Raw genomic sequence first — 10,550 nt, forward strand, 5'->3', positions numbered from 1 at the left:
TGCCCAACAATAGCTCAAAACCTCTGCCCTAGTATTTCTGAGTATTTATACTCATCGCAAAAGTGACACGCTCCCAATACGATCGGCTTCCAATAAACCTAAAACACGATAATTGATACTGACACGAGCAGAATAAATCGGTTGCTTCTGACTGACTCGCTTGAACTGAAGACTTGGATGATAAGGATTTTCCTGCCAAAGGGCATAAGCTTTATCGGCTTGTTCCTGAACTGATGCAGGAAGACTCTCTAGCCGCGTGCGAAATGACTTTGTAACACTTGATTTCATTTTTGTGTTGGAAAAACCTCATCAAGTGGAACCGTTTCTCCTCCCGCAATTTCTTGACGTACCATTGCAGCCATCTGATCCCATTGAGCGTCTGTCGTGTCAGCAAAACGAGTTTCCCATTTTTGCTCGTCCTGCAACTCTGCCAAAAACCGAGCCGCGATCGCATCTTGCCGATCGGGTGGGAGTTTTTGGATTTGGGCGATCGCCTGTTGAAGGAGTTCAGTCATGATTTTGTTTGAAACCTGTATCTCTAGCTTACTTCATTTATCGATCGAAATTCACACCCCACTATAATTCTGCGATCGCTATGCTGTAATAGAGATCAGTCCCTTCAAACTTCCATAGTTTATGACCACAGCAGTATCTATTGACATTGGTACGCTCATTACACGCACTCCCGGACTGCATGGTGGATGTCCCCACATCCTCGGTAAAGGCGTTACCGTTGGCCGGATTGTCACCTGGTACAAGCGAGGATTGAATGCTGAAGAGATTTGCGATCGCATTTCTCATCTCACCCTCGCCGAAGTCTACGCCGCACTCACCTACTATCATGCCAACACCGCAGAAATTGAAACTGATTTGATCCATCAAGCAGCAGAAGCCAAGCGTCTAGAAGCAAGGTATTATTTGTAGGTTAGGCGTAAACAGGAAGTGGCTCATAAACAAGTTGCATGAGTTTTTCTGAGGGAATAGTTTCCATTGCATAGGTATTGCCTTGAGCATCCGCAAAATCTACTAGATAAGCGCGATCGTCAAAGCTCATGAGAATAGTGCCAACTTGTCCGGGCCGGAGCAAAATCGGCCCAGAGGTTTCTTTATGGATGGCCTGAATTTCTGCGGTCAAGGCAACAACATCATATTCGTGTAACGTCATTATAGTATCCTCACTTATTGAGCTGACAATATTGCCGTGCCACCTCGATAAAGCGCATCAACTACGTTGCGATCGTTAGTATGAGCTCTTGAGGATTAAACAGTTGACGTTTGGAGGCATTGAGAAATTCGATAGTAACGGGTTCGTCATTGTCGTCATAACTGACAATAACGCCTCCAGGTTCAGAGATAGCATTGGTTGGAAACGCATCACGGAAGATAAAAATCAGAATGTCTGCTTCTGCATCGTATTTAACTTTCATTGGGATTCTCCTGCCAATATCGCTTAACTTGATTTGTCCAGTACAGAGTTAAAATTCGCCTGGTTTTACCAATTTCAACTTTTGTAAACATCTTTCCGTTGTTTGCATTGTAATAGGAGAATGATTAGTTCTTCATCGCTGATTTCATAACGAACGCGATAATCACCGATCCGAATACGGTACTCATTGTCAGCACCTTTGAGCTTGACCACCCCATCTGGGCGCGGGTTTTCGGCAAGTTGCAAAATCTTGACAGCGATACGATCGCAGACATCATCTGGCAGGGCATCTAGCTGCTTTTGCACAGCTTTAGGCGTAATAATTGTGTAAGTCATGTCGATTTATTGGCCCGTTGTGCAATATATCGATCGAAAGTTGTGTAATCTCCAGCTTTGTAATCAGCACGGGCCGCTTCAATTTCGGCAATGTCTTCTGGAGAATCATCCTCATTCGGGAATAATTCAGCTTCCAAAAATTCCCATATCTTGTATCTTTCAGCAATTCCCAGTGACGAAATAGCTTCCAGCAGTGATTGAAATGAGATGTCTACTTTCACAGTATTCTCAGCCATCAGAAATTTCCTCCCCTTTAAATTTTATAATATACCCAGAGCCCCGACTTCTTCAAGAAGCCAGGGCTCTAAAAGCAGACTACATCACAACTGCACTAATCAAAGTTTGCACATTTTGTACAACAGCAGTAGTAAAATTATGAGTCACAGGCAAACTGTCAACCACGATGCCAGCGCACAATAGCATCAGGTACAGAATAGAGTATTTAAAGAGCGATCGCGCAACAATCTTATCCTCTGGAGTCTGCAACAGCAACCAAGCTTTTTGGGCAAAAATAGCACCCAGGAAAATAGCTGTTCCCGCATACACCGCGCCCGCTAAATGCAGGGGATAAACTAGCAGCAAAGTTGCAGGAATCATCAATAGCGTGTAAATCCAAATTTGGCGGGCTGTGGCTTCGTCGCCCTCAATTACAGGTAACATCGGGACGCCTACTTCCTTGTATTCGTCGCGAATCATCATTGCTAATGCCCAAAAATGCGGCGGTGTCCACAGGAATATAATCCCAAACAGCAGCCACGCACCCCAACTCAAATCTCCCGTCACCGCAGCCCACCCAACTAGCGGGGGAATCGCCCCTGCTGCACCGCCGATGACGATGTTTTGCACGCTGTGACGCTTCAGCCAGTGGGTGTAAATTAGGACGTAGAAAACGATGCCTGACATCGCTAGCAATGCGGCTAATAAGTTGGCAACAACTGTCAGCAATGTAAAGGATATTGTAGCTAGGGCGATCGCAAATATCAAAGCATCGCGCTTCTTGACACGCCCGGAAGGAATCGGCCGCCACCGGGTGCGCTCCATAATATAATCGATGTCGCTGTCGTAGACACAATTAATCGTATTCGCCGACGCGGAAGCTAAAGCACCTCCAGTAATAGTTGATACCAGCAATAGCGGGTCTACTTCTCCTTTTGCCGCCATCCACATTCCTGCTGAGGTAGTGATTAGCAGCAGTAAAATAATTCTGGGTTTTGTTAGTTGATAGTAACTTTTCACCACTTGCGAAAAGTTTTCGTGAAGGCGGGGGCTGTCGTTGGTAAGAATTTCTTGCATCGGTTGTAAGCTGTTAGTAATTATTTGCGAATTCGTCATTAGGTTGGAGTGGCGGGTTTTACGAGAAATATTTGGTGTAGCTACAAGGATTAATAAACCCGCCGCCTCTTACTTTAGTCTTATCTGTCAAGCTGATAAAACTCGATCGCGCCAAGCTAAAACACTAAAAGCAACCAAGCTTCCCAGCAAAGCGGCACCGACTGCTTGGTGGGCGACAGTCAGCGGTTCTACCTGAAGGTGCAGCCGGAAAGTTGCTAATCCCAAAACTAATTGAGCAATTAGGCAAACACTCGCCCAATTCCCTAATTTTCGCAAGTTTGTACTTAGTGTTGGGTGTCTCCAAGCCACGATCGTTACTGCTAAAGTCGCTGCGGTAGCTGGTACGATACCGATGATGTGGCTGTTCATTACCGAGCACAATTCTGAGGAGCTCAAACATTGGTGCAGTGCCCATCGAGAGCCGACTAATGCTCCTAGCAAACTTTGCAGGTAAACTAACAAAGCTGCGATCGAACTTACCCAAGCCAATTTGCCCGTATTGCCTTTAGCTTCGTAGGGAGTCAGCATGAAACCGATGACTAGCAGGGCGCCAAAAAATAGTAAAGCTGTTCCCAAGTGAGCGGTAACGATGTCAAATCTGAGCAGTTGTGTTACTGTCAATCCGCCCAATACGCCCTGAAAAACGATTAAAAATAGTGCCCCAGCGCTCGCCCAAGGCAGCCATTTTGGCAGGCGGCTGCGGTAAAACAAAGATAGTCCTAAAAGTGCGATCGCGCTCAAGCCGATCGCCGCTGCGTCCAAACGGTGAAACCATTCCAGAAATACCTGCAAATTCATTTGCGCTGCGGGTATTAATTGACCGTAGCACAGCGGCCAGTCGGGGCAAGCGAGCCCCGCATTCATGACTCGCGTGGCGCTGCCTACAGCCATTAACAGCCAGGTTGCGATCGCAATTTTCCACACTAGGCTGCGGATAATATCTTTTGGCTGCCACTGCACTCCTGCTGCTGCGTTTGGCTGATTTAAAACTGAGTTTGCCATGAAATTTACCTTAGCCTTTGTTGTCGATCGAACTTAATGAAATAGCGAGCTTTTACTTTTGCTGAGCTTAGCCGAGCTTAACACTATTTTTCTGTGACAAACCGTCATATATACTACCTTAGCGACATGGCAATCCAATTAGTTTGTCTTGAGATATTTTTCAACTTTCCTCTTTACATTACAAAGTATTGCAGCTATTTTTATAAATTTCAACAAACTTTAATTATTTTACCGAAGTCCTTGCTGTTACAGGCTCCTTTGCTGTTGAACCTCGATCCAAACCTAAAGATATCATTAAGAAAAAACGGTTTTTCCATCTTTATGATATGAAAATTCAATAAAATCTAAAATTGCGATCTAGCTCGTTAGTCTAAAATAACTAAATAAAAATGTCAAAATATAAGTAGAGTAGCTTTTCTGACTTCTGACTTCAACATCAGAAGCAACGCTCGATAATTAATCCGTATATCCGTGTAAAAATCTCTGAGAGTGCCTTCCTGATTGCTTCTGATTTCGTTATTTCTAAAATTTAAAATTGTACAGCCATGTCACAAAAAAATGAAACTGCTGTTCTCATCTTATCACTCCTAATTACGATCGGGCTAGCCGGTGCAGGTATTTGGTGGCTGACAAACCGCAGCGGCATCAATGTCGGAGGTTTATCACCCCAAAATCAGACGTTTTCCAAGTCCCCGACAGGGAATTCCCCGCAGTCAGAGCAAGCAATTGGGCAGCGTCTAAGTGCCGGAAACAAACTGTTAATTTCAGAGGGAGCAACAGCAAAAAAACAAGAAGCTGTAGGGGCGATCGCATCTGGCAACTACAGCGCAGCTATTGCCAACCTGGAAACTTCCCTGCAAGCTAATCGCAACGATCCTGAAGCCTTAATATACCTCAACAACGCCCGTATTGGCAACCAAAAATCCTATACTATTGCCGCCGCTGTTCCCATTGGTAGCGATATCAATGCGGCTCTCGAAATTCTGCGGGGCGCCGCTCAAGCTCAAAATGAACTAAATCAAAGCGGCGGCATTAGCGGCATTCCCTTAAAAGTGCTAATTGCTAATGACGACAACAACCCAGAAACTGCCTCTAAAATTGCCAGTATTTTAGCAAATAACTCGGAAATTTTAGGAGTAATCGGGCATTTTGGTTCTGACACAACGCTAGCAGCTAGCAAGATTTACCAGGCAAATCAATTAGTAGAAATTTCTCCGACAAGTACGTCTGTGCAACTCTCAGGAGTTGGCAGCAATATATTTCGGACAGTACCGAGCGATCGGTTTGCCGCTAATGCTCTTTTCCGCTATATGCTGGCAAAATTGCAAAAGCAAAAAGCTGCTGTATTTTTCAATTCTGCCAGCAGTTACAGCAAATCTTTAAAAGATGAATTTACCACTGCTGTCTATGGAGATGGAGGACAAATAGTATCGGAATTTGACTTTGCTAAGGGCAATTTTAATGCTGCTGAGAGCGTCAAAAGTGCGATCGCCCAAGGAGCACAAGTCATTATGTTAGCATCCGATTCAGCCACCATAAACCAAGCTTTGCAAGTAGTGCAAGTAAACGCCAAACGGCTGCCCTTATTAGCAGGAGACGGCGCTTATACTGCGAAAACACTGCAAATCGGTGGCGCAGGAGCAACAGATATGGTGCTGGCAGTTCCTTGGCACATTCTCTCAGATCCGCAGTCAAACTTTCCCCAAACATCCAAACAACTTTGGAATGCTGAAGTAAGTTGGCGCACAGCTTTAGCCTATGACGCGGCGATCGCGTTAATTGCCGGTTTAGAGCGCAATCCGACTCGTACAGGCATTCAACAAGCTTTATCGGCCTCAGATTTTTCAGCAAAAGGAGCATCCGGCGCGATTCGGTTTTTACCTTCGGGCGATCGCAATCGAGCAGTTCAGTTAGTAATTGTTCAACCCGGAAATCGCACCAGTTACGGTTACGAGTTTGTGCCGATATCCGGTTTGTAAACTATTTGCGAATGCGAAATGTAGGTTATAATATTCCGTAGTAAGTTCTCTGGTCGATCAAGCAGAAATGGTTATAACATGAGTATTTAGAGGTCACTAAAAAATTAGTATGGCAAAAGATCGGTTTCATGGTGTTGTTAAGATTTCTTTAGAAAAGGAAGGTTGGCAGATTACGGATGACCCCTATCAAATTAATGTTGATGATGTAGATTTTGAGATTGATTTAGCTGCGGAACAACTGTTAGCGGCCGAGCGAGAACATCAGAAAATTGCTGTTGAAGTTAAAAGTTTCATCAGCCCATCAAATGTTTCAGATTTTCATACTGCATTGGGACAATTCCTTAATTATCGCGATGCACTTGAAACTATTGAACCCGATCGTCTACTCTATCTAGCGGTGCGAGTGCCAATTTATGAAAGTTTCTTTCAACGACGGTTTATTGTGGCTGCGGTTCAGCGATATCAACTACGATTGATTATTTATGATGTGCAACAGGAGGTTATTGTTCAATGGCTATAGAGCAATATCGGCAATACATTCGTCATCTACTTTCAGAACGGCGAGAGCGCGCTTCGATACAACGCAATGCCCAAGAATATGAAGTGCAAACTCTTTTTGATACTGAGCAAGATCATTATCAACTTCTGTATGTTGGTTGGCGTGGAAATAAACGCGATTTTGGCTGTATTTTGCATCTTGACATCAAGGGTGGAAAAATTTGGATTCAGCATGACGGTACTGAAGTCGGAATTGCGAACCAACTCGTCGAATTGGGAGTGCCTAAACAAGATATTGTTTTAGCATTCCATGAACCGGAAATACGCCAGTTTACTGATTTTGGGACAGGGGAAGAGATTTGCGAACAATCGCCCTCAGTTTCTGCTATATAAGTTAGGTTTAATCGATTGATGATTAGAAATAATTTCTCCTAAGCTAAAATCTCAAATTTGACAGTTATGTCCCAAAAAAATAAAACCCCTGTAGTTATTTTGTCACTATTGATTACGATCGCCCTAGTAGGTGCAGGTATTTGGTGGCTGACCGGCCGCAGCGGCGCAAATCTCCCAGTTTCATCGCCACAAACCCCCAATTTGCCCTACGCCCCGACGCCGAAACCGCCACAGTGAGCCGATTTTAGATTGACTCCGCCACTGTTTTCTGGTCTTTTAGAGAGGGACGCAAGTATGGAGGAAATTCGATCTAAAGTTGGGAAACTCCGATCGCCCTAACTGGCCTATTTCTCTCAAAAACAGCCCTCGGTTTCAAAGCAATTCTCAACAACAGCCACAGCGATCGCCATTCTCCCGGAGTTTCCTGCCGCTTCCACTGGCCCGGGCGACAGTACAGCATTTCGATCAAACAGCGGTGTTGGCTAATACTCAGACGATCGAACGCAATTCGCACAGTGGGAAATTCCCCAAAGCTGCACCCCGCAGCATCCCGAAAACTCGACTCCAACTGAGATTTATCGCTAACCAACTCAATCTTAGCCACAGGAATCAAACATTTCTCTTCCATAATTTCCAGAGTTGCCGAATCGCAATCAATCAAATTTTTGGCAAAACTAGCGTCAGTACCCAACTCAAGAAATGGCAATACTGGCGATCGGCTCGATTTGACTGTTGTACTGCGAGCGATCGCTTTTATTTTATCCTGCGATAAACTTGTCTGAACGGCATATTTTGGCAAAATCTCTGCTGCGGTAAAACTCTCTTTACTGCTTTTACCTTTCACCGCAAAACTCGGCCGCTGTGTCAGAGCAACTTCAGCGCCGCTTTCCGAAATTACAGTAGTTATTCCCCAAAAACTTTGACCGCCCACATTCAACTGCACCACCCTGCGCAAATTGAACCATTCGTAAATGTCCGGCTTAGGAATATCTACCAAAATCAGCAGCGCAATCCCCAGCATCAGCAGGTTGTAAGCGCTCCAAATCCATCCCAAACTCATTCCTTTTAACAAATCTGCACTTTCTGATATTGACTGCAAGCTGCCAGCATTTTTAACTAAATGAATGTTGAAATTGTGGCACAAACTAAATGCTGTAGCTGCGAACAAGACAATCAAAGGCCATCCCAAATTCCAGTTAAAACGAAAGCGATCGCTGGCAATTCCTTTCGGCGTCACCTGAAACCCTTTCTCAAAGGGATTCAGCATGGCACTCACCACCGTCACCGCTAAAGGTATACACTGGACAAATGAATAAACATCGGAAAGCAAAGCCGATCGCGATCTGCGGTTCAGCCAAGAAAACACAGTAACTTGCACCAAATAGTAAGGCAGGAAAAAGTACAGCAATTCCCGCGCACTTGCCCGCAAAGGAAGTATGCCGAGAAACGAATAAGCTAAAGGCATCAACAGAAACAAAACCCTGGTTAAACTGGTAAACCAGTGCAGCAATCCTTCCAGGTGACACAGCCTTTGTACGAATCTGAGGCCGCGAATCGTTAAAGGATTGGAATCAATAAAAAATGCCTGAAGCGTGCCTCGCGCCCAGCGCAGCCTTTGAGTTAGATGAGCTTCTATATTTTCAGCCGCCAAACCCGCACTCAATTTTTCATCTAAATAAACTAAGCGATACCCGGTTGCTGACAGCAGAATTCCGGTAAAATAATCTTCGCAGATTGAATCTGTGACCAAGCCTCCCGCTGTTTCTAAAGCACTGCGCCTAACTACAAAAGATGTACCGCAACAAATCACGCTGTCAGCGCTGTCTTTGATGATTTCAATTTGCCTGTAAAATACTTCTTCTTCCGGCGCGAGCACATTTTCTAAACCTAAATTGCGGGCGATGGGGTCGTGGTTGTAAAAGCTTTGCGGTGTTTGAACTAGGGCGATTTCGGGATTTTGAAAAAATCCAACTGTTCTAGTTAAAAAGTTTTTAGTAGGAATAAAATCTGCATCGAAAACTACAATTAATTCTCCATTAGTTAAGGCTGTGGCGTGATTGATGTTTCCAGCTTTGGCGTGAATATTATCGGGTCTGGTTATATACTCGCATCCCAGTTCTTTTGCCAGCAATTTGATTTCATGGCGCTTGGTATCGTCGAGCAAATATACTTTTTTGTTGGCATAATCTAAAGCTTGACAGCCGATGACTGTGCGCCGTAAAATAAACGCTGGTTCGTTGTAAGTTGGGATTAAAATATCTACGGGCGGGGCAAAGTTTCCCTCTACAACTGCAACTGCCATGCGATCGGCTTCTCGACGCCTGTCTTTCACTCTCAGCATTAAATACAGTTGAATGCTGCTGGTGAACACCATTAACATTTCTAGGAAAAACAGCCCCAAACTAAAGATACCGTTGAGGGGATCGCTTAAATTTAGAGTAGCGAGCGATCGCCACAAAACGTAGCGAATAGTTAAAGCCAGAACTATGGCAACTACAACAGCACGCGACCATTTCTGCGGCTGAGGCGAAATTTTAATTGCAGCTAAAGCGGCCGATACCAGCACAAAAGTCGGCACTAACAAATACATCTTCCTCGCAGCAGGCACTTGCAGCCATATAGGCGGGTTTTGCTGCCAAGTGTTGATTGTGGCAAAAATACCGCTGACTGTACCTTCACCTGCAAACCATGCCCCGGCGATCGCACCTGCGAAAGCAACCGCCCCCAACACCACTAGCGTTGCCGCCGGCACCCGCGAAATCCGCCAAAAGCGGCGTTTCAAGTCTTGAAGGTCAAATCTTGAAGTTGTCATAAAATGTGAAATTCCCGATCGTGCTTGCGACAGTCAGGGTTTCCTGCTGTCCGCTTCTTAATCCAGTTGAAAATTCCGACAAATCCCACTTACTATATTTACATTTTTTAACATTCTGACAATTGTATGATAGTTTATATTGCTTCCTGCTGCCAAACCGCTGAGCCTGTCCCATCCCGGCAAGGTATAGCAGAAGGAACAAGGAACAAGGCCCTTCGACTTCGCGATCGGGTAATACTAATTATCAAAACTCATGCAACAGTAGCTGTAGGGTGCGTCGCACCCTTAAATCTTAAAGAATATCCACAATCTTTGAGCGACGCACCTGACACGAGCGGGTGAGCGTAAACAAACCCACACTCATCATTGTTGCAAGACGAGGCGAGAATTGGTATAAAAATCAGGAAGAAGCAATATAAGAGCTCATGTTTGTGCAATTAAGAAGATCCTAACCGTCTGGCGCGGTTGCTAAGCTGCCGTGCATCTAATTTGACAGTCAATTTTTCTACAATTATTGTGGGACGGGCAGGAAAGCCCGCCTCTGTATTCAATTTAAATGCGTAGCAGCTTATCCTTCCCCAAAAATTATAGTCTCTACAAATCAAATAGGATTGCTATATCAAACTATAGCAATCCATATAAGTTAATAATTAGACGAACTTCACATCTAACTAAAGGTAGATAAATTTTATATTACTAGGACTTACGCATTGACAGAATAACAAAATAGTGCATTGATAAATATGGGTCGTTTACTTTCTAGGTATCGGAC

14 protein-coding genes are annotated in these 10,550 nt (G+C 44.5%); 5 read left to right on the forward strand and 9 right to left on the reverse strand.

Translation table 11 applies throughout. The annotated features are described in order from the left end of the window. Nucleotides 1-51 precede the first annotated feature (51 nt). Together QUA02_RS32060 and QUA02_RS32065 are read right to left on the reverse strand one after the other, a co-directional pair. Complete coding sequence (locus tag QUA02_RS32060) at nt 52-288, reverse strand: ParE family toxin-like protein (protein ID WP_333033744.1); 237 nt, start codon at nt 286-288, stop codon at nt 52-54. Next, nucleotides 285-515: a hypothetical protein gene (locus tag QUA02_RS32065; protein WP_333033745.1), complete on the reverse strand. Its 231-nt coding sequence runs from the start codon at nt 513-515 to the stop codon at nt 285-287. The genes QUA02_RS32060 and QUA02_RS32065 overlap by 4 nt, the downstream gene beginning before the upstream one ends. A gap of 121 nt (nt 516-636) precedes the next feature. Between QUA02_RS32065 and QUA02_RS32070 the strand changes: the two genes are divergently transcribed. Next, on the forward strand, nt 637-924 hold the full coding sequence (locus tag QUA02_RS32070) for a DUF433 domain-containing protein (protein WP_333033746.1): 288 nt from the start codon (nt 637-639) through the stop codon (nt 922-924). 1 nt (nt 925) lies between these two features. On the opposite strand, the gene QUA02_RS32075 is transcribed toward QUA02_RS32070, so the two are convergent. The 6 genes from QUA02_RS32075 to QUA02_RS32100 form a co-directional block, all read right to left on the reverse strand. Then, on the reverse strand, nt 926-1,165 hold the full coding sequence (locus tag QUA02_RS32075) for a DUF4926 domain-containing protein (RefSeq protein ID WP_333033748.1): 240 nt from the start codon (nt 1,163-1,165) through the stop codon (nt 926-928). A 61-nt stretch (nt 1,166-1,226) separates the two neighbouring features. Then, a complete protein-coding gene (locus tag QUA02_RS32080; RefSeq protein WP_333033749.1) occupies nt 1,227-1,427 on the reverse strand; it encodes a DUF2283 domain-containing protein in 201 nt (66 codons plus the stop codon). Between the two features lie 74 nt (nt 1,428-1,501). Next, entirely contained in the window at nt 1,502-1,762 is a 261-nt protein-coding gene (locus tag QUA02_RS32085; RefSeq protein WP_333033750.1) for a type II toxin-antitoxin system RelE family toxin, read from the reverse strand. Continuing rightward, a complete protein-coding gene (locus QUA02_RS32090; RefSeq protein WP_333033751.1) occupies nt 1,759-1,998 on the reverse strand; it encodes a hypothetical protein in 240 nt (79 codons plus the stop codon). The genes QUA02_RS32085 and QUA02_RS32090 overlap by 4 nt, the downstream gene beginning before the upstream one ends. Nucleotides 1,999-2,077: 79 nt before the next feature. Continuing rightward, nucleotides 2,078-3,055 (reverse strand): heme o synthase, encoded by a 978-nt coding sequence (locus QUA02_RS32095; protein WP_333033752.1) that lies wholly within the window; start codon nt 3,053-3,055, stop codon nt 2,078-2,080. Between the two features lie 126 nt (nt 3,056-3,181). Further along, nucleotides 3,182-4,096, reverse strand: a complete 915-nt coding sequence (locus QUA02_RS32100) for a COX15/CtaA family protein (protein ID WP_333033753.1) — start codon at nt 4,094-4,096, stop codon at nt 3,182-3,184. Nucleotides 4,097-4,641: 545 nt separating this feature from the next. Here QUA02_RS32100 and QUA02_RS32105 point away from each other — a divergent pair. From QUA02_RS32105 to QUA02_RS32120, 4 genes are all read left to right on the forward strand, one after another. Further along, a complete protein-coding gene (locus tag QUA02_RS32105) occupies nt 4,642-6,075 on the forward strand; it encodes an ABC transporter substrate-binding protein (RefSeq protein ID WP_333033754.1) in 1,434 nt (477 codons plus the stop codon). A gap of 109 nt (nt 6,076-6,184) precedes the next feature. After that, on the forward strand, nt 6,185-6,595 hold the full coding sequence (locus QUA02_RS32110) for a XisH family protein (RefSeq protein WP_333033755.1): 411 nt from the start codon (nt 6,185-6,187) through the stop codon (nt 6,593-6,595). Continuing rightward, nucleotides 6,586-6,966: a XisI protein gene (locus tag QUA02_RS32115; protein WP_333033757.1), complete on the forward strand. Its 381-nt coding sequence runs from the start codon at nt 6,586-6,588 to the stop codon at nt 6,964-6,966. Before QUA02_RS32110 ends, QUA02_RS32115 begins: the two co-directional genes overlap by 10 nt. Before the next feature lie 66 nt (nt 6,967-7,032). Continuing rightward, the gene (locus QUA02_RS32120; protein ID WP_333033758.1) at nt 7,033-7,203 is read left to right on the forward strand and encodes a hypothetical protein; all 171 of its coding nucleotides are present in this window, start codon (nt 7,033-7,035) and stop codon (nt 7,201-7,203) included. Nucleotides 7,204-7,276: 73 nt separating this feature from the next. Here QUA02_RS32120 and QUA02_RS32125 read toward each other — a convergent pair whose 3' ends face one another. Further along, nucleotides 7,277-9,778: a glycosyltransferase family 2 protein gene (locus QUA02_RS32125; protein WP_333033760.1), complete on the reverse strand. Its 2,502-nt coding sequence runs from the start codon at nt 9,776-9,778 to the stop codon at nt 7,277-7,279. Between the last annotated feature and the right edge of the window lie 772 nt (nt 9,779-10,550).

It is taken from the genome of Microcoleus pseudofavosus SVA1_A4 (assembly GCF_036700565.1).
GTDB lineage: Bacteria > Cyanobacteriota > Cyanobacteriia > Cyanobacteriales > Microcoleaceae > Microcoleus.

Bases quoted from the DNA above. Each gene is read 5' to 3' on its own strand.
- QUA02_RS32060 (WP_333033744.1), bottom strand. From the start codon at position 288: ATGAAATCAAGTGTTACAAAGTCATTTCGCACGCGGCTAGAGAGTCTT.
- QUA02_RS32065 (WP_333033745.1), bottom strand. From the start codon at position 515: ATGACTGAACTCCTTCAACAGGCGATCGCCCAAATCCAAAAACTCCCA.
- QUA02_RS32070 (WP_333033746.1), top strand. From the start codon at position 637: ATGACCACAGCAGTATCTATTGACATTGGTACGCTCATTACACGCACT.
- QUA02_RS32075 (WP_333033748.1), bottom strand. From the start codon at position 1,165: ATGACGTTACACGAATATGATGTTGTTGCCTTGACCGCAGAAATTCAG.
- QUA02_RS32080 (WP_333033749.1), bottom strand. From the start codon at position 1,427: ATGAAAGTTAAATACGATGCAGAAGCAGACATTCTGATTTTTATCTTC.
- QUA02_RS32085 (WP_333033750.1), bottom strand. From the start codon at position 1,762: ATGACTTACACAATTATTACGCCTAAAGCTGTGCAAAAGCAGCTAGAT.
- QUA02_RS32090 (WP_333033751.1), bottom strand. From the start codon at position 1,998: ATGGCTGAGAATACTGTGAAAGTAGACATCTCATTTCAATCACTGCTG.
- QUA02_RS32095 (WP_333033752.1), bottom strand. From the start codon at position 3,055: ATGCAAGAAATTCTTACCAACGACAGCCCCCGCCTTCACGAAAACTTT.
- QUA02_RS32100 (WP_333033753.1), bottom strand. From the start codon at position 4,096: ATGGCAAACTCAGTTTTAAATCAGCCAAACGCAGCAGCAGGAGTGCAG.
- QUA02_RS32105 (WP_333033754.1), top strand. From the start codon at position 4,642: ATGTCACAAAAAAATGAAACTGCTGTTCTCATCTTATCACTCCTAATT.
- QUA02_RS32110 (WP_333033755.1), top strand. From the start codon at position 6,185: ATGGCAAAAGATCGGTTTCATGGTGTTGTTAAGATTTCTTTAGAAAAG.
- QUA02_RS32115 (WP_333033757.1), top strand. From the start codon at position 6,586: ATGGCTATAGAGCAATATCGGCAATACATTCGTCATCTACTTTCAGAA.
- QUA02_RS32120 (WP_333033758.1), top strand. From the start codon at position 7,033: ATGTCCCAAAAAAATAAAACCCCTGTAGTTATTTTGTCACTATTGATT.
- QUA02_RS32125 (WP_333033760.1), bottom strand. From the start codon at position 9,778: ATGACAACTTCAAGATTTGACCTTCAAGACTTGAAACGCCGCTTTTGG.